Here is a 24,903-nt window from a genome sequence, read left to right as displayed (position 1 = left end):
CCGCGATCTCCGTGCCGTCGGGCCCGTACAGCACGGCCCGGCCGCTGACGCGCTGGGCGAGTTGGCGTAGCACCGAAGGGACCGGGTCGGGGCGGGAGGCCGCTGCCGCCAGGCTCTGCTGGGCCTCGGTGACGCGGCGGAGTTCGGCGAGGCGGGCCTGTGCCATCAGCTGCCAGACCGCGCGGGCCACGCGGGAGAAGGGGGTGGGCGGCGGGACCTCAAGGAGCGGCAGGTCGTAGTGGTCGCAGGCCGCGACCAGGGCCCTCGGCACGGTGTCGTGGACGGGCGCGACGCCGAAGCCGAGGGCCACCCCGCCCGCCTCGACGATGCGGGAGACGTAGTCGGCGAAGTACGTGCCGGAGCCGGCCGCCTCCGGGATGTGGACGCCCGCCGTCAGCAGCAGCTCGCCGCCCAGCAGATACGGATACGGGTCCGGCATCTCCGACGTGTGCGCCCAGTGGATGACGATGTCAGGGTCGGTGGGTCCCGCGATCTGCCGCAGACCGAGATCCTCGCGGGCCAGGAGGGCGGAGAGGGGTACGGGAGGCGTAGGGGGTGTAGGGGGAATCGTGAGGTCCGGCATGGTGGACGTTTCCTCCATCACCTCGTGCTGCAATGGATGAAACGTACACTTCGCAGCCGCTTCCCGGCCACCTACTGTCGACCCGGACCAGGCAGCGACCGCGCGAAGGAGGCCCCCCGTATGGCCGTCGACTACACCGTCATCGTCGTCTACCTGGCCGGCATGCTGGCCATGGGCTGGTGGGGCATGCGCCGCGCCAAGTCGAAGAGCGACTTCCTGGTCGCGGGCCGCCGGCTGGGCCCGGTCATGTACTCCGGCACCATGGCCGCGATCGTCCTCGGCGGCGCGTCCACCATCGGCGGGGTGGGCCTCGGCTACCAGTACGGGTTGTCCGGGGCGTGGATGGTCTTCACCATCGGCCTCGGCCTGCTCGCCCTCTCGGTCTTCTTCTCCGCCCGCATCGCCCGCCTGAAGGTGTACACCGTCTCCGAGATGCTCGATCTCAGGTACGGGGGCCGCGCGGGAGTCATCTCCGGCGTGGTCATGTGGGCCTACACCCTGATGCTCGCGGTCACCTCGACGATCGCCTACGCCACGATCTTCGACGTCCTCTTCGACATGAACCGCACGGTCGCGATCGTCCTCGGCGGCTCGATCGTCGTCGCGTACTCGACGCTCGGCGGCATGTGGTCCATCACGCTGACGGACATGGTGCAGTTCGTGGTGAAGACGATCGGCGTGCTGCTGCTCCTGCTGCCCATCGCGGTGGTCAAGGCGGGCGGCTTCGGCGAGATGAAGGCGAAGCTGCCCACCGGGTACTTCGACCCGCTCGGCATCGGCGGCGAGACGATCTTCACGTACGTGCTGATCTACACGTTCGGCATGCTCATCGGCCAGGACATCTGGCAGCGCGTGTTCACGGCCGGCAGCGACAGGACCGCCAAGTGGGGCGGCACGGTCGCCGGTACCTACTGTCTGGTCTACGCCCTCGCAGGCGCCGTCATCGGCACGGCGGCGAAGGTCCTGTACCCGAACCTCGGCAGCGCGGACGACGCCTTCGCGACGATCGTCAAGGACGAACTCCCGGTCGGCGTACGGGGGTTGGTGCTGGCCGCCGCCCTCGCCGCCGTGATGTCGACGTCCTCCGGCGCGCTGATCGCCTGCGCCACGGTCGCCAACAACGACATCTGGTCGAAGCTGCGGGGAGCCGTGAAGCGCGACGCCGTGGACCATGACGAGGTGCGGGGCAACCGTGCCTTCATCCTCGTCATGGGTGTCGCGGTGATCGTCACGGCGATCGCGCTCAACAACGTCGTCGAGGCGCTGACCGTGGCGTACAACCTCCTCGTCGGCGGCCTCCTCGTCCCGATCCTCGGCGGCCTGCTGTGGAAGCGCGGCACCGCGCAGGGCGCGCTCGCCTCCGTCGCCGTCGGCGGCCTCGCGGTCGTCGGCCTGATGGCGGGCTACGGCATCCTCGCCAACGAGCCTGTGTACTACGGCCTGTTGCTGTCCCTGGCCGCCTATGTCACGGTCTCGCTCGCCACGCCGGCGACCGACGCTGCCGTACTCGACGCCTGGCGGGACCGGCTGGCCGGGCGTGGTGCACCCGCGGTCGGGGCCGATGCGGTCGCGGCACACCGGTAAATTCACTGACAGAGGTTAGAAACAACCCCACACGCGACGAAGCGTAGGAAAGAAGGCAGTCCCCATGACCAGCAACGAGACGCCCCGAGGCCCCGTCGACTCCTCGCGCACCCCGCGCTACGCCGGGCCCGCGACCTACGCGCGGCTGCCGCGTCTCGACGAGGTCGGCAGCGCGGATGTCGCCGTGGTCGGGGTGCCCTTCGACGCCGGTGTCTCCTACCGGCCCGGCGCGCGCTTCGGCGGCAACGCGATCCGTGAGGCGTCCCGGCTGCTGCGGCCGTACAACCCGGCGCAGGACGCGTCCCCGTTCGCTCTCGCACAGGTCGCGGACGCCGGTGACATCGCGGCGAACCCGTTCAACATCAACGAGGCCGTCGAGACGATCGAGGAGGCCGCGGACCAACTCCTGGGCACCGGCGCCCGGTTGATGACCCTGGGCGGCGACCACACCATCGCGCTGCCGCTGCTCCGGTCCGTCGCGAAGAAGCACGGCCCGGTGGCCCTGCTGCACTTCGACGCCCATCTCGACACCTGGGACACGTACTTCGGCGCCGAGTACACGCACGGGACGCCGTTCCGGCGGGCGGTGGAGGAGGGCATCCTCGACACCGAGGCGCTGTCGCACGTCGGGATCCGCGGTCCGCTGTACGGCAAGCAGGACCTCAAGGACGACGAGAAGATGGGCTTCGGCATCGTCACGTCCGCCGACGTCTACCGCCGGGGCGCCGACGAGGTCGCCGACCAGCTCCGCCAGCGCATCGGCGACCGCCCCCTCTACATCTCCATCGACATCGACTGCCTCGACCCGGCCCACGCGCCCGGCACCGGCACGCCCGAGGCGGGCGGCCTGACCTCGCGCGAACTTCTGGAGATCCTGCGCGGCCTGTCATCCTGCAACCTGGTGTCGGCGGACGTCGTCGAGGTGGCCCCGGCGTACGACCACGCCGAGATCACGTCGGTGGCCGCGTCCCACACCGCGTACGACCTGATCACCATCATGTCCCGTCAGATTGCCGAGGCTCGTTCGAAGTGACCCACGACCACGACCTGGAACTCCGCCCCACGGCCGCGCAGATCACCGCCGCGCTGAACCCGCCCCCCGGGCGCAACGGCGGCGACCTGGTCGTGGAGACCCTGGCCGGGCTCGGCGCGACGACCGTCTTCGGCCTGCCCGGACAGCACGCGCTCGGCATGTTCGACGCGCTGCGCCGCTCCGACCTGCGGTACATCGGCCTACGGGTGGAGAACAACGCCGGGTTCGCGGCGGACGCGTACGGCCGCATCACGGGCGAGGCGGCGCCGCTGCTGCTGTCCACGGGCCCCGGCGCGCTGACGTCACTGGCCGCGCTCCAGGAGGCGCGAGCGGCCTCGGCTCCCGTCCTGGCGATCAGCAGCCAGATCCCGACGGCGGGCCTGGGCGGCGGCAGGCACGGCTATCTGCACGAACTCCCGGACCAGTCGGCCTCGTTCAGGGGCGTGGTGAAGTCGGTCCACACGGTCCGCGCCCAGTCGCAGATCCCGTCCGCGATCGCGGAGGCGTGGAAGTCGGCGCTGACGGCTCCGCACGGCCCGGTGTGGGTGGAGATCCCGCAGGACGTCCTGCTGGCCGAGACCCGCCTCCCCGTGGTGACGGCGGTGGACGCGACCCCGGAGGATCTGATCCCGCGCCCCGAACTGACGGCGGTGGCGGCGGACTTGCTGTCGAAGGCATCCCGCCCGGTGATCATCGCGGGCGGCGGGGTGGTCCGCGCGGACGCCTCGAAGAAACTGCGGCAACTGGCGGAGAAGCTCCAGGCCCCCGTGGTGACGACCCCCGGCGGCAAGGGGGCATTCCCCTGGACGCACCCCCTCTCGCTCCAGTCCTGGCTGGAGGACCGCCACACGACGGACTTCCTGGAGGACGCGGACGTCCTGCTGGTGGTGGGCTCGGGTCTGGGCGAACTGTCGTCGAACTACCACACGTTCAGGCCGCGCGGCCGGGTGATCCAGATCGAGGCGGACCTCGGCAAACTGGAGTCGAACCACCCGGCGTTGGGCATCCACGCGGACGCGTGGCACGCCGTGCAGGCGCTGTTGGAGACGGTGACGGAGCGGACGGATCCGACGGTGGAGGAGCGGGTACGGGGTGTTCTGGAGAAGGTCCGGGAACGTATCGCCGCTCAGGAACTGACCCTGGAACAGGGCGTGTTGGAGTCGGTCCGCAGGGCCCTGCCCGCCGACTCCCCGTCCTTCTGGGACATGACGATCCTCGCCTACTGGGCCTGGTCGGCGTTCGACGCGAAGGGCCCCAACCACCTCCACTCCGCCCAGGGCGCGGGCGGCCTCGGCTACGGCTTCCCGGCGGCACTGGGCGCGGCGGCCGCAGACCCGACGCGGCCGGTGCTGGCGGTGTCGGGCGACGGCGGAGCGCTGTACTCCGTCGCGGAGTTGGCGACGGCCCGCCAGTACGACCTGAACGTCACCTGGCTCATCGTCGACGACGGCGGCTACGGCATCCTCCGCGAGTACATGACGGACGCCTTCGGTGAGGCCACGGCGACGGAACTGACCCGGCCGGACTACGTGGCGCTGGCGGAGTCGTTCGGGGTGCCGGGGGTGCGTACGTCCCCGGAGGCACTGGAGTCGGACCTGGCGAAGGCGCTGGCGGAACCGGGGCCTTCCGTGGTCGTACTCCCGGCTGTGCTGCGGATGTTCGCGGCCACGCATCTGGGGTGACGGGTGGAGGGGCGGCCGGCGGCTGTCTCCGCCGGCTCTCCTCCTCACCGCGCCCCGAGCGGAGCTCACATCCGCGGATCCGGCTTCAGCAGGGCGAAGGCCGCGCCGAAGGGGTCCGCGAGCCAGGCGATGCGGCCGACCTCCGGTACGTCCGCCGCCGGCATGAGGACGGAACCGCCGTTGGAGCGTGCCGAGTCGATCGTGGCGTCGACGTCCGTCGAGTGGAAGTACGGTACCCAGCGCGGCTGTTCGCCCTCGCCGGCGTTGAGCGGTGCGACTCCGCCGAAGGAGGCGTCCTGCTGGTCGCCGGCGCTGGTGCTCAGCACCCGGTACGTCATGCCGGGGGCCGGCATGTCCTGGCTGCGCCAGCCGAACAGGCCCTGGTAGAAGGCGATGTCCGCCTCCGGGTCGGTGGCGTGCAGTTCCACCCAGAGCAGGGTGTTCGGTGCCGAGGTGAGTTCCAGGCCCGCCGTCCGGCCGGGCTGCCAGAGCGCGAACTGCGCGCCCTGCGGGTCGGTGGCCTGCGCCAGCATGCCCTCGCCCATGACGTCCATGGGCTCCATCCGCACGGTGCCGCCGCCGGACGTGACGGCCTGGACGGTGGCCGCGATGTCGTCGGTCTTGAAGTGGATCATCCAGGCGGAGCGCGCCCCTTCCTCGGTGAGCGGTCCGAGGGCCGCGACGGTCTTGCCGTCCACCTGGAAGAAGCCGTATCCACCCGTGTCGGGCCCGGCGGAGACGAACCGCCAGCCGAACACGGCGCCGTAGAACGCGGCGGCGGCGTCGGTGTCGGGGCTGCCGAGGTCGAGCCAGTTGGGCGATCCGGTGATGAAGTCGGTGCCGAGCATGAAGTCCTCCTGGGCGGGGGGTGGTCCGGGACGGGAGCCACGATGCCGTCCCGGGCGTCGCCGTCCGCGTACGAGCACCGACACGGCTCCGGTTTCCACCGAACGGCCGCGCCCCGCGGGGTCAGCCGACCGCGGAGACCGGCTTCCCCGACCCGCGCAGCAGCGCCGCCCCCAGCGGGGTGAGCGTGTGCAGCACGCTGGTGCCGAACCGGAGGCTGCTGATGAGGCCCGCGTCCCGCAGGGCCGTGATGTGCTGGCTCACCGTGGGCGCCGACACCCCTGCCAGCCGGGCGAGTTCGCCGGTGGTGGCGCCCTGGGTGATGCCCCGCAGCACCTGTGCCCGGGTCCGGCCGAGCAGGACGCCGAGCGGCCGGTCGACGGCGACCGGGCGGGCCTCGCGCAGCACGGGGTAGACCAGCACGGGCGGCAGCGACGAGTCGGCCAGCGCGATCGGCGGGCCCCAGCAGAAGTACGACGGCAGGAGGGTCAGCCCGCGCCCGTCGAGTCTGAGGTCGCGGTCCTCCGGCGGATAGTGCACATGGAGCACCGGCGCCTCCCAGCGCAACTGCGGTCCCAGCCCGTCGAGCAGTGCGTCCGCGCCGCCGGCCAGCAGGGCCCGCCCCCGGACCGACCGGTCCGCCTCCACCCGGGCCAGCACCCGGTCCCGGTAGGGCGCCACGGCGACCTCGTGGTATCGCCGCAGGGAATCCGCCACGTCCTGACGTGTCGCGCGTTCCACGAGCCGCGGTGCCCACGGCGGTGCGGCGACCGACGTGAAGCGGGCCACCTCCCGGCGCACCCGGTCGGCGGGGGTGTCCACCAGCGCCGCGAGCCCGGCCGTGAGGCCATGGGTGCCCTCCGCGGGGGTCAGGAAGTCCGGGAAGTACGCCGTTCTCGGGAAGAGCGGCAGCAGCAGGTGGCGCAGGACCCCCTCCAGCCCGTGGTCCGCCAGTCGCGCGCGGGTCGTCCGGTACCACTCCGCGTGCGCACTGCGCCCTCGCTGGGTCTGCAAGCGGTGCAGGCTCAGAGCGGTCTCCCAGAGCGGATCCGGCTCGGACGCCAGGCGGGTGCGGGCCAGATCGGCCTCGGTGAAATGAATGCGCAGCATGACGGTCCCCCCGTCCGGCCGTTGTGGCCGCGCGAGTCATCATGGCCGCCGCCGGACACGGCTGACAACACCTGCAACAGGCGTTATTCAGACATGAGTTCATCCGTCCGAGCATCGCCGTGCTTGCCGGATTTCCGCCGCTGACCTGTGCTTTTCGGTCAGGGCCGTAAAGCATGGGAAAAGGGTCCGGTCGCTGCCAGTGTTGCCCGGGTCATCCCGAGACCGACAGCAAAGGAAATGTCATGTCTATGACGTTACGGTCCAGGTGGGCCCGGTCGCGCAGGGCGTTCGCGGCAACCGCGGGAGTGGCCGCGGCGCTCACCGTCGGCGGAGTCCTCACGGCGTCCCCGGCATCGGCCGGTACGCACTGCTCCAGCGGCTACCACTGCGTGTTCTGGTCCACCTTCAGCAGCGCCAGGCACTCGTACTTCAACAGCGACAGCAACTTCACGAACGACACCTTCAACAGCACGACGTACGGCACCGCCGGCTCCGGTTCGACCGTCAACGACAACGTCGGCTACGCCAGCAACTCCAGCACCGGCAGCTACTACTCCCGGTACTACCTGGACATCAACTACGGCGGCGGCATGGTCTTCTGCGTCGCGCCCGGCGGGGACGCGGACGCCATCGTCGGGGGGTCGGCCAGCTCTCTCTCGCTGACGACCTCGAACCCGGGCGGCTGCTGGGACGACTGACCCGTGCCCTGTGGTGGATCCGGCGGGGTTCCGCCGGATCCACCCTGCTGGAGGAGGAAGACCTTGGTAACGCGCAAGTTCGCCGCACTCGCGACCGCCGTGGTCGTCGTCGCCTGTGCCGCCTGGGTGTACGCCGACCGGTCGGGTCCGTCCGCGACCGGCACTCCGCGGCCGGGGCCGGACGTCGGCCGCCTGAGTGCCCGCCTGCCCTTCTACCCGCTCCGGCACGCGCCCAGCGACCGGCGGTGGCGGATCGACCAGGCGGTCCGGAAACTGACCATCACCTGCATGGCCGCCCACGGCTACCGGTACACGCCGGCCGCCGTCCCCCGGCCGACCGCGGCCACCGTCGACCATCCGCTGCCGTTCGGCCTGGAGTCGCTCGCCACCGCCACCGCCACCCCCGAACCGGGCGCGTCGGAACAGCAGAAGAGCAAGGCGTTCCTCGTCGCGCTCTACGGTCCCACCGACCGGCGTATCTCCGCCCGGGGCAAGCTCATCAAGGTGTCCGTGCCGGCCACGGGCTGCCAGGCCGAGGCCAAGAAGCGGCTGCTGGGCTCCCAGCGCCGGCAGTGGCTCCAGGTGACCATCGATCTCGGCGAGGGCGAGCAGCAGGCCCGCAAGAATCTGGACAAGGACCCGGCCTTCCGCGCGGCCAACGCGCGTTGGGCGCGCTGCGCACTGGCCGCCGGAGTCGAGACGGACGACCCCGTCCACCTGCTGAACAGCCTCCCCCGCGACACGGACTTCGCCACCAGCCCCGTCGCCAAGGTGGACGTCCGCTGCAAGTCCGACACCGACTACCTGCGCACGGCCTATACCCGGCTGGCCGTCGCCCAGCAGGCCTGGCTCGACGCGCACCCCGCGGTGCTGACGACCTGGCAGTCTCTGATGGATCGTCAGGACAGTGTCGCGAGAGGAGTTTTGGGGTGAGGAAGCCTCGATTTACAGAAGAGGCTCTTAGCTCTCGCTCCCGCCTGCGTCGGCCGACGGGGGACCATCTCTGGAAAAGCGTGACGCTTCAACGTCGAGTGTCACACTTCTGCGGCTCCCTCCATCACCTGTCTCTTGGGGTACGACAGACTTCCCGCTCATGGACATACGCGAGGTGGGCGATGGCGGCCGAGCGGCCGAAGTCGGCGTGACCTTCGGGTTGTTGGCGGCCTGGGCGGTGCACGACCTGGAGGAAGTGGCCACGATGCCTGGCTGGGCCCGAGGACGGGTCCCCGAGCTGCGGCAGCGCTACCCGCGCGTGCCGGAACGAGTGTGGCGGCGGCTGGATTCCATTGACGGACGGGAGTTCGCGACGGCCGTCGCCGTGATGGGCGGGGTGGTCGCGCTCGCCGCCGCCGACGGCCACCGTACGGGCGGCCGTTCCGCCTTCTACCAGGCGGCCCTCAACGGCTTCGGGCTGCACGCCCTGACACACATGGCCCAGTCCGCCGCCGTCCGCGGCTACACCCCCGGGGTGGTCACCTCGCCCCTGGTGGTCGTCCCCTTCACGCTGTGGGCACGGGGGCGGTTGCGGCGAGCCGGGGTGCTGCGCGCTACGCGACCGCGCGACGTGGCGAGGGGCGCGGCGCTCGCAGCCGCGGCCACCGTCGGGACCCATGTGGTGGCGCGCCAGCTGTTGCGACGGTTGAACTCCACCTGAGGCAGGGTGAGTTCAACGCGGTATGCGTCGTTGGCGAAACTCCCTGTGCAGTGCGGACGTTCGCGTAGGCCGGAGAGCGCGCTATCCGACTGCTGGGAGCACGTGCAGCGGAGCCTCGGCCCCGGTCCTGGGTGCGATGACATCTCGGTAGTGATGGTCGAGGGCGAGGACAACCGGCTGCGGCAACGCCCAAGCCAGAACGGCGTTGACCGCGTCGGTCATGCCGATGGCGTCATGATCCGCGTACGTACGCATCAGACGCTCGGCCTCGCTCAGGAGCGGCCAGCCCACCGTGGCGAGTGTGAGCCGATCTGTGCTCGCCCAGGCGCGCATGCTGGCCAGAGCATCCGCTGCTGCCTTGCCACTGATCTTCGTCGTCAGGTGGTAGTCCAGCTCGGCAAGGACCATCGGTGACACCACGAGTCGGTCGACCAGGGAGAGAGCTTGTACGGAGGACTCATGATGGGCGTCCTTCCGGTTGTAGACCGCGAGGAGGACTGATGTGTCCGCGACGCCGAACAGATGCCGTTTCAACGGCCACCTTCCTCGAACAGGTCCTCGGTAGATCCAGTGGCCAAGTCGGAAGGTCCGTCGAACATGGCCCGTGCCAGGACGGCCATCGCTTCCGAGTCCTCCCCCAAAGGAGAGGAGAAGGACAACGGGAGGCCCCGTGCGATGTGGTCCAACGCCACTTCCTCTGGCGTACGTCCCTCCAGGAGCGCGAGCGTGCGCAGCACTTCGGCCTGGTCGCCGGTGTAAGTGAGCGTGACCGTGACGGCGTCGTCCGGCGTGGCCGGTCGGTCCGGCGGGGGAACGGAGGCGTCGGCCACGGGGATCTCCTCATATGCGGCGTTGGGTGCGTTGTGCGGCGATCTCGACGCTATCGGCCGTACCGCTGTATTGCTCGCGTTCATCGTGGCAGCGACAGCTCCGCCCATGTCGCCTTTCCGATGCCGTGCAGGCGGGGACAGCATCCCCAGCGCTCCGCCAAAGACCTTACGAGGGTGAGCCCCCGGCCCCCTTCGTCTTCGAGGGCAGCCGCTCGGGGCTGGGGCCGGCGATCGCTCGCATCGGCAACCTCCACGCGCAGCCGCCCGTCGTGCGTGGCGAAGCGCACGCCGATTTCGTGGCCGGGCGGAGTCCGTGCGTGCCGGATGGAGTTGGTGACGAGTTCCGAGAGCAACAGCTCGGCGGTGTCGGCGACTTCGCCGGCGATCTTCCAGTCCGTGAGCTGCAAGCGAAGGAGTGCGCGTGCGTGCCCCGCACTGCGCGGGTTGCGCGGGAGTTGCCACTGAGCCTCCCGCATGTTGGGGCTTGCGGGCTGTGCGGTCGCGGTGTGGGCTGACATGAGGACCTCCATGGCAGGCGGTAGGCAGGCCTACATCTCTAGAGATGTTGGCTGTGGTTAGTGAAGCGCCCTGTGTGCAGATGCGTCAATAGATCTCTAGAGATGTGCGGAAATTGCTCGTGCAGGATCAGCGGTCGGCTGTGAGGGTGTGGCGGCTGATGCCTAGGATGTCTAGAGATGACCGGAGGAGAGGCCTGGATGAGCGGCGGGGACACGGGACGTCAGCCGAAGTACCAGCGCATCGCGGCGCAACTGCGGGCGGCTGTCGAGGCCGGCGAGTACGGGCCCGGTGAGCGGCTTCCCGGCGAGAACGACCTCATGGCCGAGCACGGTGTGGCGAGGATGACGGCTCGGCAGGCCTTGGGTGTTCTGCAGACAGAGGGCATCGCGGAAGCGCGCAAAGGGGCTGGGGTGTTCGTCCGTGACTTCAGGCCGATTCGGCGGCGCGGGCTCGAACGCCTCGCGCACGCGCAGTGGGGCGAGGGGCGTTCCATCTGGACGACCGATGCCGGTGACCGTGAACTCGTCGTCGACTCGGTCGAGGTGACTGAGGAGGACGCCCCGGCCGCGATTGCGGGAGTGCTGAGCCTGGGCGACGACGAGGAAGTACGGGTTTGCGTGCGCCGTCGCCGGTACGTCCTCGACGGCAAGCCGGTACTGCTGTCCACGTCGTATCTTCCGGCCGAACTGGCCGCCGGTACACGGATCGCGCAGCCCGATACCGGCCCCGGCGGTATGTACGCCAGACTTGAGGAACTCGGCCGCAGGCCCGTCCGCTTCCGCGAGGAAATCCGCTCCCGCATGCCCAGCGCCCAGGAGGCCGACCGGCTCGCCCTGTCGTCCGGTGTGCCGGTGGTGCTCGTCGTACGCACCGCGTTCGACGTGGAGGGGCGGGTGGTCGAGGTGAACGACATGGTGCTGGACGCGGCGTCGTACATCTTGGAGTACGACTTCGAGGGGTGAGTGCAGTTCACGCGGGCACGGTCCGCGACCGACCCGAGGGCGGCATTCTTTCGGTCCGCTTCACTCTGGACGACCTGCTCAGTCAGCAGACCGGTGCGGGCCGGCCGGGTCGGGGTTGTTCTGTGACGTCGTCTACTCCCACACGGCGACCAATGAGCACCCACATGAGGCAGTCCATGTGGGTGCTCATTGAACGGGTCGGCTGCATCGTCGTCGTATGGCAGGCCAGGTGTACGTTAGTCATGGGATAGAGGCAGCCCCGGTGGTCGGTGCATATCAATCCCAACGGGCTACCGTTGACCGCGGAAGTTTTCCGGTCGCATCCCCGACGGATGGAGCCTAGGGCTGGTCGTCGTCTCCCAGATCGGTTTCCTCGATCATGCGGTTCCACTCATCAAGCACCGTCTGACTATCGATGACCTTTTGCACCGCTGCTTGAATCGTCCTGAACTGCGGCCTCAAGCGGCTACTGCTGCGAGCGGCCCCTCCGATGCTGTCGGAGAATCCCTGGAGATGCGAGGTGGTGTCTTTGGTGACAGCGGCCAGTTGTTTGATTTCTTTGAAGAAATCGCGGACGGCTTGTCGGTCTTCTGGAGCCAGGTCACTCTCTCCTGCATGTCTGATAAATCCAATGATTCCAGGGTCGATTGAGGACAATGTGGACCAATATTGCGATCCCAGCGTCTCGACCTGTTCTACAGGTTCGGAAAGTCGGCCCGAGAGCTGTTCTGCCACGCTCATTCGACCAGCGAATCCATCCCCTCGGGCATCGGATTTGGCCATTTCTTCGCTTGCCCAGGAGGACTCTGCGCCGATAAGTGCAATTACTGCCGCGAATTTCTCGACAATATTCAGCCAGGCAGGTAGGACTGCTTCGGCCTCTGCCATGACCTCGATGAAGCCGGGCGGCTCTTCGTTAGTCCGGCCCTGTTGGGGCGTCTCCACGGGTGTGGCTGGAGGTGCCGCCTCCAGCACATCGGCGATCTTCAGAGCCAGCTTGTGGACTGCTTGACGATATACGGGGGGTCTTCGTCTTCGAGTCGCAACTCGCGCCAGTCAACCCACTGTCGTCTTGAGATTAGCTCGACGACTTCATCGGCTGGTTGCCCGTCGGTCTCTTGTGTGAGTTGGGGAACATTTACATAATGGATTGGAAGGAGTAGTTCTTCTAGTCCGAGGCTGGCTGCGTGCCCGGCGAACTTGATTACTTCACGCCTGCATTCCTGGCTCTTGAGGAATTTCGGCGTGATGACTGGGATCAAGAATGTTGTTCCGGTGAGAGCCGAGTCCAGTCGTGCCCGCCATGCGTCGCCCCACTCAATGGATCTCTTATCGAGGAAGATTTCGAGTGGCTCGCCGGTGATCATTTCGAATGCGCTTGCGATACGTTCGGACAGGCGTACGATTCGCCCATCGTCCAATTGGTCATCGCGATGTGTATAGCTCCAGAATCCTGCGGGCTGCTCATCGTTCATGATTCGAGAGGGTAACTAAGTGAGGTGTGTGGCACCTCGGTCTTCAGAAACTCAAGTGACTTCACTTCAAGACTTATAGAACAAAGATCCGCACAGCAGGCTAGGAATCGGTAATCATCGGCCCGGTGCGCGTTTGCCCAGTTGGCTGAGATTGCAAACAACGATCGGGCTCCCCGCAGACCGCGAGGAGCCCGACCCGGTGCTGCCGCCTACCAGATCGCCTCCACCCACTCCGGGTGGTCGATGAACGGGTTCCGGTTGTGCTGGTACGTGTTGTAGATGACGTTGTTGCGGTTTTCTTCGAAGGCGCTGGGCGGGTCCGCCTCGCTCCAGGCCTTGAGGACGGAGAGCTTGCCCATGTAGGGGTTGCTGCCGTTGCCGACCTTCTCGTTGGGCTCCAGGTCGGCGAAGCCGTCGTCGCCCTCGTAGCGCACGGCCATGTAGAGGATCATGCGGGCCACGTCGCCCCGGTCCGCCGCGCGCGGCGCGAAGGAGTCGGAGTCGACGGTGCTGCCGCCGCCGTTGGTGACCGCGCTGCCGCCGTTGTCGAAGTCCAGGTTGCCGCGGATGCTGTTGACCTGGACGTCGGCGGGACGCAGGTGGTGCAGGTCCGTGCCGGGGCCGACCACCTCGCCGAAGTCGCCGTGGGACTTGGCCCAGGTGTGCTCGCGGTTCCAGTCGCCGACGTCGCCGCCGTTGAGGGACTTGGCGCGGGAGACACCGCTGTACAGCAGGATCACGTTGCTGCTGTTGTTCGGGTCCTGGTCGGTGGCCTTCAGCGCGTCCCAGACCGCGGAGTACGAGATCTTCGTGACGCCGGTGCTGATGATCGTGTGCAGCGAGGACTTCAGGCTCGTACCGGTCTTGCCGACCGCGTTCTTGTAGTACGTCGAGTCGTACGCCGTCGTCGTGGCGGAGGCCGGAGTCGCCGTCAGGGTCGGGGCCGCGAGGCCCACCAGGACCGCGGCGGTGGTCAGCGCCACCGATTTCCAGCGGTGCATGCGAGTCACCAACAACATAAAGAGTGTCCCATCTACGCGGGTTGAATGGGGCGGCAATCGGGAGCGTGGCATGGACATGCAGTCCTGTAAATAAACGAGACGTGTCTATCTGGTGACCGGAAGCGACAATTTGCCTCGTGTCTACGCGAGTTGACTGCGTCGGGGGGTAGCGGAGGCACACGGGAACGGCCCCCGACCGTGTGGTCGAGGGCCGTTCTACTCGTGCTTGGGGTCAGCTGACGTCGGACGGGTCCAGCCGGTACAGCGTCGACGTGTTGGTGGTGGAGGTCGTAGAAGAAGACGACGAACTCGAAGAGCTGGACGCGCTCTTGCTGTACGCGCTCTCCTTCACCGCCGTGCCGTTCTTCTGCACCCACGAGTTCACGGCGGAGCTGACGGAGTTGCCGCCGCCCATACCACCGCCCATCCCGCCGCCGCTGCTGATCTGGATGTAGTGCAGCTTGCCCGCCTTCACCAGTTCCTTCAGCTTGGCGACGGTCATCGCCTTGTCGCTGCTGGTGAAGCCCCACATGGAGATGACGGGCTTGCGCGTGCTCAGCTCGATCTGCGCCGAGGACTGCGAGTTGGAGACCGCCAGCAGCCAGTAGGCGCCGTCCTGGTGCTTCTCCAGGTAGGAGATCAGGTCGCTGCTGACGCTGCCGCCCATGCCGCCGCCACCGCCACCGAAGCCGCCGCGCGTACCGCCGGCCGTGCCACCCGGAGCCGTACCGCTGTCGGTGCCGGTGCCGCCCGGAGTCGTGCCGCCGCCCGGGAACTCCCCGGTGGTGCCGCCCTGTTGGCCGCTCGGCGCCCCGCCGCCCTGCGGCAGTTCACCGGTGCCGCCGCCACCCGGCGTCATCCCGCCGGGAGCCTCGCCGCCCGCCTGGCCGCCGGCCCGGGTGCCGCCGGGCATCTCGCCGCCGAAGCCGCCGCGCGTGCCGCCGGTGCCCCCGCCGGGCCCGCCGCCGAAGCCGCCGCTGCCCGTCGAGGGGCCGGCCGTCGGATTCGTACCGCCCATGCCGCCGCCGGCGGAGCTGCCGAACGGGTCGGCCGCCGCGTACGCCGTCGGGCCCGCGAGGCCCGCGACCACGGCCGCCGCCACGGAGGCCGTCAGCAGCCGGGTGCGGTTGCCGGAGCGGAAGACCAGCATGCCCACGATGCCGGCCACCGTCAGGACGCCGACCGTCGGCCACAGCCAGGTGTTCCAGCCGGAGGCGCGGCGCAGCAGGGTGATCGCCCAGATGCCGGTCACGCCGAAGGCGAGGGGGAGCACCCAGATCCACCGCTTGTCGGTGCGGAACGCGTTCAGCAGCATCACGCCACCGCCGCCGACCAGCACGGCGATGCCGGGGGCCAGCGCGGTCGTGTAGTACGGGTGCATGGTGCCCTGGGCCGTCGCGAAGATGACGTAGTGGAGAAGCAGCCAGCCGCCCCACAGGACCAGTCCCATCCGGCGCAGGTCGGTGCGCGGGGTACGCCCGCACAGCACCAGGCCGCCGATCAGGGCGATCGCGGAGAAGGGCAGCAGCCAGGAGATCTGGCCGCCGAGGATGTCGTTGAACATCCGGCCGAGACCGGCGGAGCCGGAGAAGCCGCCGCCTCCGCCGCCTCCGCCTCCGTTGCCCTCGCCGCCGAAGACGCGGCCGAGACCGTCGTAACCCATGATCAGGTTCCAGGCGGAGCCGTCCGTCGAGCCGCCGATGTACGGGCGGTCGGAGGCCGGGACCAGGGAGACGGCGATCGCCCACCAGAAGCTGGAGACGGCCAGAACGACCGCGGCCAGCCCCAGGTTGACGATCCGCTTCACCCACGGCGCCTTCGACGCGTACAGGTAGAGCGCGAAGACGGCCGGGAGCGCGATCCAGCCGGCGAGCAGCTTGGTGTTGAAGGCGAGGCCGAAGCAGGCCGCCGCGCCGAGCAGCGGGAGCAGCTTCTCGTCACGGGTGGCGCGGAACGCGAGCGCCGCGCCCGCGACCATGAGGAAGACCAGGATCGTGTCGGGGTTGTTGTCGCGGTTGATGGCGACGGTGATCGGCGTCAGGGCGAGGACCAGCGCGGCGACGGTCGCCGCGCCGTGGCCCCAGATCCGCTTCACGTTCGTGTGCAGGATCCAGATCGTGCCGAGGCCGGCCGCGATCTGAGGCAGCATCATCTGCCAGGTGCCGAAGCCGAAGATCCGGCAGGACAGACCCATGACCATGAGCGCGAACGGCGGTTTGTCGACCGTCAGGAAGTTGCCCGGATCCAGCGAACCGAAGAACCAGGCCTTCCAGCTCTGCGTGCCGGCCCAGATGGCACCGCTGTAGAACGTGTTCATGTTGGAGCCGGACAGGCTCCAGGAGTACAGCGCCGCGGCCAGGACCATGATCGCGACGAGCGCGGGCAGCGACCAGCGGGGCGCCTTCTCGGGCGGTGCCGTCTCGGGCGGTGCCGGCGGCGGCCAGTCGGCGGACGCGGGTTCGGTGTGGGGGTGTGGATCGGTGGCAGATGTCACCCGGCCATCGTGCGAAGGCAGGGTGGGTGCGTGCTGTGCCGGACCTGGTACTCGGCTGTGAATTCGCAAAGGCCCGGGTAACGGGTCGTACAACCGTTCCCCAACCCGTACAACCTTTCATGCCTTCCTGTGAGTCAAGTCATGCATGACTCAGTCTCATTGGACATCCCGCCGGGCCAGAGTGCTGGCGGCCGGCATGGGCGCCGGGGTGCTCATACCCGTGCTGGCCGCCGCGACTCCCGCTGCCGCGGCCACCCCGACGGTCAGCTGTACGTCCGCCAAGGCCGGCCTCGCCGACAAGCTGAAGAAGGACATCACCGCCGCGCTCGCGACCCGTAAGGGAACCGTCGCAGTCGGCCTCTACGACCGCAAGACCAACACCACCTGCACCCTGCGGGCGAGCACCGCCTACGACTCGGCCAGCACCGTCAAGGTGACCGTCCTCGCCACGCTGCTGTGGGACGCGAAGAAGCACAACCGCACCCTTACGACGCGGGAGTCGACGCTCGCCAAGTCCATGATCACCAAGTCGGACAACACCGCGACCTCCACCCTGTGGAAGCAGTTGGGCCTGACGAAGATCAAGGGCTTCCTCGCCGCCGCCGGCATGACCCAGACCAAGCCGGGCGCGAACAACTACTGGGGTCTGACCCAGGAGACCGTGACCGACGAGCAGAAGCTGCTCAAGCTGGTCACCGCCAAGAACACCGTGCTGAGCGACAACTCCCGTGCGTACATCCTGAAGTTGATGAACCAGGTGATCTCCAGTCAGCGCTGGGGCACGCCGTACGGAGCCCCGTCGGGCGCCACCGTGCACGTCAAGAACGGCTGGCTGCAGCGGTCCACGCACGGCTGGCGCGTGCACAGCCTGGGCACCTTCAACGGGGGTGGCCGCGACTACATGATGTCCGTGCTCACCCAGGACAACAGCACGATGAGCTACGGGATCACCACGATCCAGGGTGTCGCAAAGGCGATTCACAAGGACCTCGCCTAACAGATCCACAGGGATCTCGCTTAACTGGTAGGTCTCCCGCCCGTCACCCACCCGTCCTACGGTGGCGCCCATGCGCCTGAGAACCGTACTCGCGACCGCGACCGCCGGCCTGGCGGCGGCCACCTGCCTCACCGCCGCCGGGCCCGCGAGCGCCGTCAGCGACTCCAGCACCAACTCAAGCACCAACTCCCTTACCGCCAACTCCTGTTCGTCGTCCGTCTCGATCGACCGCTTCTCCGACGCGCTCGACAAGACGACGTACGACGGCACCTTCGTCGGCAACTTCTCCGCGCTCGCGGTGGACAAGGACGGCTCGCTCGCCGCGCTGGAGGACCGTTCCTCGCTGTTCGATCTGGACGCGAAGACCCTCCAGCCGAAGCGGGTCGTCCCGCTCGCCGACGAGAACGGCGCCGCGCTCGACTCCGAGGGCCTGGTCATCGACCGGGACGGCACCCGCCTGATCACCTCCGAGACCGAGCCGTCGATCCGCCGCTACTCCGTCGACGGCAAGATCCTCGACCGCCTCCCGGTCCCGTCCTCGCTGCTGGTCGCCCCGGCCGGCCGGGCCGTCTCCAACCAGACCTTCGAGGGCCTGACCCTGCTGCCCGGCGGCCGTACGCTCCTCGCGTCGATGGAGTACCCGATCGCCGGCGACACCTCCGGCGCCGTCCGCTTCCAGACCTGGACCCGGACCAAGGGCAACCACTTCGAGCTCGCCGCGCAGTACGCGTACAAGACCGACGCGGCCTTCCTCGGCGTCCCCGAGGTGCAGGCCCTCCCCGACGGCCGCCTCCTCGTCCTGGAGCGCGGCTTCACCAGCGGCGTCGGCAACACGGTCCGCCTCTACCTGGCCGACCCGCGCCACGCGACGGACACGAGCGGCATCGACACCCTCACCGGCCAGCCCGGCGTCCGCCTCATCAAGAAGACCCTCCTCGCCGACATCGCCGACTGCCCGACCCTCGGCGCGACGGCGAAGCAGCCCCAGCCGAACCCCCTCCTCGACAACATCGAGGGCATGGTGATCACGGGACGGGACAAGGGCGGCTACAAGGTCCTGCTGGTCAGCGACGACAACCAGAACGCGGTACAGACGACCCGCTTCTACTACCTCCGGGTGCGCGTCTGACCCACCAGCCCTCCGCCCGTTTATTGCGGAGGGATGAAATCCGGTTCAATCCGCGTTGGTGCCTTCCGTAGATCGTGGCGAACGGAAGGCACCCGCGTGGCAGCGAAGCAGGGGGAACCGCAGGGCTGGGCCAGAAGGCTCGCCGGGTACGCCTGGCGATACCCGAAGGACGTCGTACTCGCCCTCGGCGCCTCCCTCGCAGGTATGGCGGTCATGGCCGTCGTCCCCCTGGTCACCAAGGTGATCATCGACGACGTGATCACCGGCCACACCCGCTCCATGGCCCCCTGGGCGGCCGCCCTGATCGTCGCCGCCCTCCTCGTCTACGTCTCCACCTACGTCCGGCGCTACTACGGCGGCCGCCTCGCCCTCGATGTCCAGCACGACCTCCGCACCGAGATGTACGGGACGATCACCCGCCTCGACGGCCGCCGTCAGGACGAGCTGTCCACCGGCCAGGTCGTCGGCCGCGCCACCAGCGACCTCCAGCTGATCCAGGGCCTGCTCTTCATGCTCCCGATGACCATCGGGAACGTCCTGCTCTTCGTGATCTCCCTCGCGATCATGGCCTGGCTGTCGCTGCCCCTGACCCTGGTCGCCCTGGCCGTCGCCCCCGCGCTCGGCTTCATCGCCCGCCGCAGCCGCAGCAAGCTCCACCCCTCCACCTGGTACGCGCAGGCCCAGGCCGCCGCCGTCGCGGGAGTCGTCGACGGCGCCGTCAGTGGCGTACGCGTGGTGAAGGGCTTCGGCCAGGAGGACCAGGAGACCGGGAAGCTGCGCGAGGTCGGCCGTCGGCTGTACGCGGGCCGCCTGCGCACGATCCGGCAGAACGCCAAGTACACCCCCGCTCTCCAGGCCGTCCCCGCCCTCGGTCAGGTCGCGATGCTCGCCCTCGGCGGCTGGCTCGCGGTGCGCGGTCACATCACGCTCGGCACGTTCGTCGCGTTCTCCACCTACCTCGCCCAACTCGTCGGCCCCGTCCGCATGTTGGCCATGGTCCTCACGGTCGGCCAGCAGGCCCGCGCCGGCACCGAACGCGTCCTGGAGCTCATCGACACCGAGCCCTCGATGACGGACGGCACCAAGGAACTCCCCGCCGACGCCCCGGCCACGGTCGAGTTCGACGACGTCTCCTTCGGCTACGACCACGACCGCCCGGTCCTGAACGGCCTCAGCTTCGAGATACACCCCGGCGAGACCCTCGCGGTCGTCGGCTCCTCCGGCTCAGGCAAGTCCACGGTCTCGCTCCTCCTCCCGCGCTTCTACGACGTCACCCACGGCGCCGTCCTCATCGGCGGCCACGACGTCCGCCAACTCACCCTCGACTCCCTCCGGGCCGCGATCGGCCTGGTCCCCGAGGACTCCTTCCTCTTCTCCGACACGGTCCGCAACAACATCGCCTACGGCCGCCCCGACGCGACCGAGGAGGAGATCCTCACCGCCTCCCGGGCCGCGCAGGCCGACCGGTTCATCGCGGAACTCCCCGAGGGCTACGACACGACGGTCGGCGAGCAGGGCCTCACCCTCTCCGGCGGCCAGCGCCAGCGCGTCGCCCTCGCCCGCGCGATCCTCACCGACCCGCGCCTGCTGGTCCTGGACGACGCGACCTCGGCGGTGGACGCGCGCGTCGAGCACGAGATCCACGAGGCCCTGAAGCAGGTCATGGAGGGCCGGACCACCCTCCTCATCGCGCACCGGCGCTCCACCCTCAACCTCGCCGACCGCATCGCCGTCCTCGACGGGGGCAGGCTCGCCGCCATCGGCACGCACGAGGAGTTGCAGGAGCGCTCACCGCTCTACCGCCGCCTCCTCACCGACCCCGACGAACTCGGCGGTGTCTCGCCCGGCCACGCCCTGCCCGTCTGCGAACCTGCCGAAGACACCTCCGTACGCGCGGAGTTGGACGCCGAGTTCGACGCGGAGCGCGGACTCACGCCCCGGCTGTGGACCGGTGACCGCGAGCCCAAGGACACCGCGCTGTCCGGGATGCCCGCGACGCCCGAACTCCTCGCGCAGGTCGACGCGTTGCCGCCGGCGACCGACACCCCCGACATCGACGAGGCGCGCGCGGTGCGTGCCGAGGACTCGTACGGGCTGCGCCGGCTGCTGCGCGGTTTCGGCGCCCCGCTGCTGATCAGCCTCGGCCTGGTCGCCGTGGACGCGGGCATGAGTCTGCTGCTGCCGGTCATGATCCGGCACGGCATCGACCAGGGCGTCACCAAGATGGCGATCGGCGCGATCTGGTCGGCTTCGCTGCTGGCGCTGGTCGCGGTGGCCGTGCAGTGGGTGGCGCAGCGCGGTGAGACGAGGATGACCGGACGCACGGGCGAGCGGGTCCTCTACACCCTCCGCCTCAAGATCTTCGCGCAGCTCCAACGCCTCGGACTCGACTACTACGAGCGGGAGTTGACCGGCCGGATCATGACGAGGATGACGACGGACGTCGACGCCCTCTCGACCTTCCTGCAGACGGGCCTGGTCACGGCGTTCGTCTCGGTCGTCACGTTCTTCGGCATCATGGTCGCCCTGCTGGTGATCGACGTACAGCTCGCGCTGGTCGTGTTCGCGACCCTCCCGCCGCTCGTCATCGCCACGTTCTTCTTCCGCCGGGCGAGTGTGAAGGCGTACGAACTCGCCCGTGAGCGCGTGTCGTTGGTCAACGCCGACCTTCAGGAGTCGGTGGCGGGGCTGCGGATCGTGCAGGCGTTCCGGCGTGAGAAGGACGGCGGCCGACGGTTCGCCGAGCGCAGCAGCAGCTACCGCGCGGCCCGCACCCGGGGCCAGCGGCTGATATCGGTCTACTTCCCCTTCGTGCAGTTCCTGTCGTCGGTGGCGGCGGCGTCCGTACTGATCGCGGGCGCGGGACGGGTGGACAACGCGACCCTCACGACAGGCGCGCTGGTCGCCTACCTCCTCTACATCGACCTGTTCTTCGCCCCGGTCCAGCAGCTCTCCCAGGTCTTCGACGGCTACCAGCAGGCCACGGTCTCCCTGGGCCGCATCCAGGAACTCCTCCAGGAACCGACCTCCACACGGGCCGCCGACGAACCCCTCGAAGTCCTCTCCCTCCGCGGCGACATCGCCTTCGAGGACGTGCACTTCGCGTACGGGGACGACGAAGAGGCCATCGGGGGCGTCGAGTTGAGAATCCCCGCCGGCCAGACGGTCGCGTTCGTCGGCGAGACGGGCGCGGGCAAGTCGACGCTCGTGAAGCTGGTGGCCCGCTTCTACGACCCGACGGGCGGCCGGGTCACGGTCGACGGCACGGACCTACGGTCCCTGGACATCACGTCGTACCGCCACCACCTGGGCGTCGTCCCCCAGGAGGCGTACCTCTTCCAGGGCACCGTCCGCGACGCCATCGCCTACGGCCGCCCCGAGGCCACCGACGCCGAGGTGGAGGCGGCGGCCCGCGCGGTCGGCGCGCACGAGATGATCGCCACGCTGGACGGCGGTTACCTCCACGAGGTCGCCGAGCGCGGCCGCAACCTCTCGGCGGGCCAGCGCCAGCTGATCGCCCTGGCCCGCGCGGAGCTGGTCGACCCCGACATCCTCCTTCTGGACGAGGCGACAGCGGCCCTCGACCTGGCCACGGAAGCCCAGGTCAACCAGGCCACCGACCGCCTCGCCGGCCGCCGCACCACCCTCGTCGTGGCCCACCGCCTGACAACGGCGGCCCGCGCGGACCGGGTCGTGGTGATGGATCACGGGCGGGTCGTGGAGGACGGCACGCACGACGAGCTGCTCGCGCTGGATGGGTACTACGCCGAACTTTGGCGGACTTTCGTCGGTGCGCCCGAGACGGAGGAGCCGGTCGGCACGGTCCGCTGAGGGGCGGTCGGGACGGTCCGCCGAGGGGCGCGCAACCGTTCGACATACGTCTTGCGTCCGTACATCAGTACGCTGTTCGGCTGCTGTGCGGGAGGGATGACTGTGGACATGGGTGCGCTACGACGGCGGGTGGCGCTCGGCATGGCCGTGCTCACCGCGTCCGGACTGCTCGCGCTCACGGCTCCAGGCAGCGCCCAGGCGGCCTCGGTCTGCCCGGGGCGGGAGGTGGAGACGCTGTCCTTCTCCACCGGCACCGTCCATGTCTTCCGCCGGGGCGACTACATCTGCGCGTACACCGCCCCCAAGACCACCGGCGCCAAGCGCACGATGTCGGTCAGCGTCCAGGCCCGCGGCAACCGCCCGGTCGTCGACAAGGGGCGGTACGTCCGCCGGGCCGGACCGGTCACCGTGCATGTCGGCCACCGCTGCGTACGGATCAAGGGCGCGGTCGCGGGTGGCTCGGTCGGCTCGGGATGGATCCTGTGCTGAACCTCCGGCCCGTGCCCTGAGTGAACAACACCCTCTGGTGTGACGGTAGTTGCTCGGATAGCTTCCGGTTCACAACTGCCTCACAGGGGAGACCGCATGCGCAAGGCGCTCAGATGGCTGCTGGCGCTCACCGTACTCATAGGCACACTGAGCACGGCCGGGGTGGCCACCGCCGCCCAGGCCGGTCAAGTCACTGACATCAAGGACCAGTTGCTGGCGATACCCGGCATGAGCCTGGTCCAGGAGAAGCCGTACACCGGCTACCGCTACTTCGTCCTGAACTACACCCAGCCGATCGACCACCGGCACCCCTCCAAGGGCACGTTCCAGCAGCGGATCACCGTGTTGCACAAGGACGTCTCGCGCCCGACGGTCTTCTACACCAGCGGCTACAACGTCTCCACGACCCCCAGCCGCAGCGAACCGACCCGGATCGCGGACGCCAACCAAGTCTCCCTGGAATACCGCTACTTCACGCCGTCCCGGCCCGAGCCCGCCGACTGGACCAAGCTCGACATCTGGCAGGCGGCCAGCGACCAGCACCGCGTCTTCAAGGCCCTCAAGTCGATCTACACCAGGAACTGGATCGCCACCGGCGGCTCCAAGGGCGGTATGACGGCCACCTACTTCGAGCGGTTCTACCCCCACGACATGGACGGCGTCGTCGCCTACGTCGCCCCCAACGACGTGGTGAACAACGAGGATTCGGCCTACGACCGCTTCTTCACCAAGGTCGGCACCAAGGAGTGCCGCGACCGCCTGGACGCCGTGCAGCGCGAGGCGCTGGTGCGCCGGGAGCCGCTGGAGAAGAAGTACGCGGCCTACGCGGCGGAGAACGGCTTCACCTTCACCACCGTCGGCAGCCTGGACAAGGCCTACGAGGCCGTCGTCCTCGACTACGTCTGGGGCTTCTGGCAGTACAGCCTGCTCTCCGACTGCGCCACCATCCCGGCGAACGCACAGGCCGCCACCGACGACGAGATCTGGACCTCGGTCGACACGATCTCCGGTTTCTCCTTCTACACCGACCAGGGCCTGTCCCCGTACACCCCGTACTACTACCAGGCGGGCACCCAACTCGGCGCGCCCACCGTCCAGTTCCCGTACATCGAGAAGAAGTACATCCGCTACGGCTACCAGCCGCCCCGCAACTTCGTCCCGCGCTCCATCCCGATGAAGTTCCAGCCGGGCGCGATGCGGGACGTGGACAGCTGGGTCCGCCACCACGCCGACCACATGCTCTTCGTCTACGGCCAGAACGACCCGTGGGGCGCCGAGCGCTTCGCCGTCGGCAAGGGCGCGAAGGACTCGTACGTCTTCACCGCGCCCGGCCTCAACCACGGCGCGAACGTCGCCGCGCTGACCGCCGACCAGAAGGCGCTGGCCACCGCCCGCATCCTGGCGTGGGCCGGTGTCCCCGCCGCGACGACGGCACAGGCGAAGCCGCTGGCACCGTACGACGCGAGGCTGGACCGCCAGGGCGTCGAGCGCGAGCCGACACTGCGGCCGTAACACCCTTGCCGCGCCCGGCCGTTGGTGGTCGTTCGACTACACCGGCCGGGCGCAGCCCACCGGTTGGCTGCCGCCGAGCTGGACGTACAGGGCGGTCGAGGCCGGGCAACTCGCGCGCTTTAGCACGGCCTTGACCACCTTGTACTGCGGCTTCTTCGCCCCCGAGCCGTCGCACGCGGTCTCCCGGACCTGGCCGCTGCCCGAGCCGTAGACGCAGTCGCCGACGATCGTGCGGGGTCCGCCTCCGCCGCCCGGGTCGCCGGGGTGCGGGGGTTCGAGGTTGCGCATACAGGCGTAGCCCTTCGGTACGGCGCTGTCGCGGCCCGTGCCCGAGGTGCCCTGGGCGCTGATGTGCAGCACGAAGTCGGTGGTCGCCGGGCAGACGGGACCGCTGCCCACATCGCCGTCGTAGCGGGCGATCACCCGGGCGGCGGAGGCGGACCCCGCACGATCGTCGGCGACTGCGTCTACGGC

At 69.1% G+C, this 24,903-nt stretch carries 23 protein-coding genes; 12 read left to right on the top strand and 11 right to left on the bottom strand.

Annotation, left to right across the window (positions count from 1 at the left end):
* On the bottom strand, window positions 1–583 hold a 583-nt coding region (locus JHN45_RS35635), incomplete at its 3' end, for a PucR family transcriptional regulator ligand-binding domain-containing protein (protein ID WP_201053441.1).
* Between the two features lie 120 nt (window positions 584–703).
* Between JHN45_RS35635 and JHN45_RS35630 the strand changes: the two genes are divergently transcribed.
* From JHN45_RS35630 to JHN45_RS35620, 3 genes are all read left to right on the top strand, one after another.
* Window positions 704–2,167: a sodium:solute symporter gene (locus tag JHN45_RS35630; protein ID WP_201053439.1), complete on the top strand. Its 1,464-nt coding sequence runs from the start codon at window positions 704–706 to the stop codon at window positions 2,165–2,167.
* Window positions 2,168–2,231: 64 nt separating this feature from the next.
* On the top strand, window positions 2,232–3,200 hold the full coding sequence (gene speB, locus JHN45_RS35625) for an agmatinase (RefSeq protein ID WP_093627011.1): 969 nt from the start codon (window positions 2,232–2,234) through the stop codon (window positions 3,198–3,200).
* Window positions 3,197–4,882: a thiamine pyrophosphate-binding protein gene (locus tag JHN45_RS35620; RefSeq protein ID WP_201053437.1), complete on the top strand. Its 1,686-nt coding sequence runs from the start codon at window positions 3,197–3,199 to the stop codon at window positions 4,880–4,882. Before speB ends, JHN45_RS35620 begins: the two co-directional genes overlap by 4 nt.
* 65 nt (window positions 4,883–4,947) lie before the next feature.
* On the opposite strand, the gene JHN45_RS35615 is transcribed toward JHN45_RS35620, so the two are convergent.
* Both JHN45_RS35615 and JHN45_RS35610 read right to left on the bottom strand, forming a co-directional pair.
* Window positions 4,948–5,730 (bottom strand): VOC family protein, encoded by a 783-nt coding sequence (locus JHN45_RS35615; protein ID WP_201053436.1) that lies wholly within the window; start codon window positions 5,728–5,730, stop codon window positions 4,948–4,950.
* A 121-nt stretch (window positions 5,731–5,851) separates the two neighbouring features.
* Window positions 5,852–6,838 (bottom strand): helix-turn-helix transcriptional regulator, encoded by a 987-nt coding sequence (locus JHN45_RS35610; protein WP_200713783.1) that lies wholly within the window; start codon window positions 6,836–6,838, stop codon window positions 5,852–5,854.
* A gap of 242 nt (window positions 6,839–7,080) precedes the next feature.
* On the opposite strand from JHN45_RS35610, the gene JHN45_RS35605 reads away from it, so the two are divergent.
* The 3 genes from JHN45_RS35605 to JHN45_RS35595 all read left to right on the top strand — a co-directional run bounded on the left by JHN45_RS35605 (window position 7,081) and on the right by JHN45_RS35595 (window position 9,190).
* Window positions 7,081–7,536, top strand: coding sequence for a hypothetical protein (locus JHN45_RS35605; protein ID WP_200713782.1), 456 nt, complete (start codon window positions 7,081–7,083; stop codon window positions 7,534–7,536).
* Window positions 7,537–7,599: 63 nt separating this feature from the next.
* The gene (locus tag JHN45_RS35600) at window positions 7,600–8,469 is read left to right on the top strand and encodes a hypothetical protein (RefSeq protein WP_201053434.1); all 870 of its coding nucleotides are present in this window, start codon (window positions 7,600–7,602) and stop codon (window positions 8,467–8,469) included.
* 160 nt (window positions 8,470–8,629) lie between these two features.
* Window positions 8,630–9,190: an HXXEE domain-containing protein gene (locus tag JHN45_RS35595; protein ID WP_201053432.1), complete on the top strand. Its 561-nt coding sequence runs from the start codon at window positions 8,630–8,632 to the stop codon at window positions 9,188–9,190.
* An 81-nt stretch (window positions 9,191–9,271) separates the two neighbouring features.
* Here the strand turns inward: JHN45_RS35595 and JHN45_RS35590 are convergent, their stop codons facing one another.
* The 3 genes from JHN45_RS35590 to JHN45_RS35580 all read right to left on the bottom strand — a co-directional run bounded on the left by JHN45_RS35590 (window position 9,272) and on the right by JHN45_RS35580 (window position 10,538).
* Window positions 9,272–9,724: a type II toxin-antitoxin system VapC family toxin gene (locus JHN45_RS35590; protein WP_201053430.1), complete on the bottom strand. Its 453-nt coding sequence runs from the start codon at window positions 9,722–9,724 to the stop codon at window positions 9,272–9,274.
* Window positions 9,721–10,020, bottom strand: coding sequence for a hypothetical protein (locus tag JHN45_RS35585; protein ID WP_201053423.1), 300 nt, complete (start codon window positions 10,018–10,020; stop codon window positions 9,721–9,723). The genes JHN45_RS35590 and JHN45_RS35585 overlap by 4 nt, the downstream gene beginning before the upstream one ends.
* Window positions 10,021–10,100: 80 nt before the next feature.
* A complete protein-coding gene (locus tag JHN45_RS35580) occupies window positions 10,101–10,538 on the bottom strand; it encodes an ATP-binding protein (protein ID WP_236584471.1) in 438 nt (145 codons plus the stop codon).
* 198 nt (window positions 10,539–10,736) lie between these two features.
* Here JHN45_RS35580 and JHN45_RS35575 point away from each other — a divergent pair, with 198 nt between their 5' ends.
* Window positions 10,737–11,501 carry a GntR family transcriptional regulator gene (locus JHN45_RS35575; protein ID WP_201053443.1) on the top strand — a complete coding sequence of 255 codons (765 nt, stop codon included), beginning with the start codon at window positions 10,737–10,739 and terminating at the stop codon, window positions 11,499–11,501.
* A gap of 339 nt (window positions 11,502–11,840) precedes the next feature.
* On the opposite strand, the gene JHN45_RS53430 is transcribed toward JHN45_RS35575, so the two are convergent.
* The 4 genes from JHN45_RS53430 to JHN45_RS35560 all read right to left on the bottom strand — a co-directional run bounded on the left by JHN45_RS53430 (window position 11,841) and on the right by JHN45_RS35560 (window position 16,471).
* Window positions 11,841–12,446, bottom strand: coding sequence for a hypothetical protein (locus JHN45_RS53430; RefSeq protein WP_236584469.1), 606 nt, complete (start codon window positions 12,444–12,446; stop codon window positions 11,841–11,843).
* A gap of 41 nt (window positions 12,447–12,487) precedes the next feature.
* On the bottom strand, window positions 12,488–12,976 hold the full coding sequence (locus JHN45_RS53425) for a toll/interleukin-1 receptor domain-containing protein (RefSeq protein ID WP_236584468.1): 489 nt from the start codon (window positions 12,974–12,976) through the stop codon (window positions 12,488–12,490).
* A gap of 209 nt (window positions 12,977–13,185) precedes the next feature.
* On the bottom strand, window positions 13,186–13,977 hold the full coding sequence (locus JHN45_RS35565) for an endonuclease I family protein (RefSeq protein WP_236584467.1): 792 nt from the start codon (window positions 13,975–13,977) through the stop codon (window positions 13,186–13,188).
* Window positions 13,978–14,209: 232 nt separating this feature from the next.
* Entirely contained in the window at window positions 14,210–16,471 is a 2,262-nt protein-coding gene (locus JHN45_RS35560; RefSeq protein WP_201053414.1) for a glycosyltransferase family 39 protein, read from the bottom strand.
* A gap of 196 nt (window positions 16,472–16,667) precedes the next feature.
* On the opposite strand from JHN45_RS35560, the gene JHN45_RS35555 reads away from it, so the two are divergent.
* The 5 genes from JHN45_RS35555 (at window position 16,668) to JHN45_RS35535 (ending at window position 24,429) form a co-directional block, all read left to right on the top strand.
* Complete coding sequence (locus JHN45_RS35555) at window positions 16,668–17,468, top strand: serine hydrolase (RefSeq protein ID WP_200713788.1); 801 nt, start codon at window positions 16,668–16,670, stop codon at window positions 17,466–17,468.
* A gap of 70 nt (window positions 17,469–17,538) precedes the next feature.
* Window positions 17,539–18,597: an esterase-like activity of phytase family protein gene (locus JHN45_RS35550; protein WP_201053412.1), complete on the top strand. Its 1,059-nt coding sequence runs from the start codon at window positions 17,539–17,541 to the stop codon at window positions 18,595–18,597.
* A gap of 96 nt (window positions 18,598–18,693) precedes the next feature.
* Window positions 18,694–22,428, top strand: a complete 3,735-nt coding sequence (locus JHN45_RS35545; protein ID WP_201053409.1) for an ABC transporter ATP-binding protein — start codon at window positions 18,694–18,696, stop codon at window positions 22,426–22,428.
* Window positions 22,429–22,524: 96 nt separating this feature from the next.
* Window positions 22,525–22,917, top strand: coding sequence for a hypothetical protein (locus JHN45_RS35540; RefSeq protein ID WP_234469943.1), 393 nt, complete (start codon window positions 22,525–22,527; stop codon window positions 22,915–22,917).
* 96 nt (window positions 22,918–23,013) lie between these two features.
* Complete coding sequence (locus tag JHN45_RS35535) at window positions 23,014–24,429, top strand: S28 family serine protease (RefSeq protein WP_201053407.1); 1,416 nt, start codon at window positions 23,014–23,016, stop codon at window positions 24,427–24,429.
* A 36-nt stretch (window positions 24,430–24,465) separates the two neighbouring features.
* Here the strand turns inward: JHN45_RS35535 and JHN45_RS35530 are convergent.
* Window positions 24,466–24,903, bottom strand: a 438-nt coding sequence (locus tag JHN45_RS35530; RefSeq protein WP_201053406.1) for a hypothetical protein, incomplete at its 5' end; no start/stop codon positions are given.

The sequence above is a fragment of the Streptomyces sp. MBT53 genome (genome assembly GCF_016654115.1).
Classification (GTDB): domain Bacteria; phylum Actinomycetota; class Actinomycetes; order Streptomycetales; family Streptomycetaceae; genus Streptomyces.
Note: the sequence above shows the minus strand (reverse complement) of the source record. Positions and strands in the feature narration are given on the sequence as shown.

Coding starts and splice junctions, on each gene's coding strand:
- JHN45_RS35575 (WP_201053443.1), top strand. CDS start 10,737: ATGAGCGGCGGGGACACGGGACGTCAGCCGAAGTACCAGCGCATCGCG.
- JHN45_RS35555 (WP_200713788.1), top strand. CDS start 16,668: ATGGGCGCCGGGGTGCTCATACCCGTGCTGGCCGCCGCGACTCCCGCT.
- JHN45_RS35540 (WP_234469943.1), top strand. CDS start 22,525: ATGACTGTGGACATGGGTGCGCTACGACGGCGGGTGGCGCTCGGCATG.
- JHN45_RS35595 (WP_201053432.1), top strand. CDS start 8,630: ATGGACATACGCGAGGTGGGCGATGGCGGCCGAGCGGCCGAAGTCGGC.
- speB (WP_093627011.1), top strand. CDS start 2,232: ATGACCAGCAACGAGACGCCCCGAGGCCCCGTCGACTCCTCGCGCACC.
- JHN45_RS35535 (WP_201053407.1), top strand. CDS start 23,014: ATGCGCAAGGCGCTCAGATGGCTGCTGGCGCTCACCGTACTCATAGGC.
- JHN45_RS35550 (WP_201053412.1), top strand. CDS start 17,539: ATGCGCCTGAGAACCGTACTCGCGACCGCGACCGCCGGCCTGGCGGCG.
- JHN45_RS35605 (WP_200713782.1), top strand. CDS start 7,081: ATGTCTATGACGTTACGGTCCAGGTGGGCCCGGTCGCGCAGGGCGTTC.
- JHN45_RS35610 (WP_200713783.1), bottom strand. CDS start 6,838: ATGCTGCGCATTCATTTCACCGAGGCCGATCTGGCCCGCACCCGCCTG.
- JHN45_RS35580 (WP_236584471.1), bottom strand. CDS start 10,538: ATGTCAGCCCACACCGCGACCGCACAGCCCGCAAGCCCCAACATGCGG.
- JHN45_RS35615 (WP_201053436.1), bottom strand. CDS start 5,730: ATGCTCGGCACCGACTTCATCACCGGATCGCCCAACTGGCTCGACCTC.
- JHN45_RS35630 (WP_201053439.1), top strand. CDS start 704: ATGGCCGTCGACTACACCGTCATCGTCGTCTACCTGGCCGGCATGCTG.
- JHN45_RS53425 (WP_236584468.1), bottom strand. CDS start 12,976: ATGAACGATGAGCAGCCCGCAGGATTCTGGAGCTATACACATCGCGAT.
- JHN45_RS35565 (WP_236584467.1), bottom strand. CDS start 13,977: ATGCACCGCTGGAAATCGGTGGCGCTGACCACCGCCGCGGTCCTGGTG.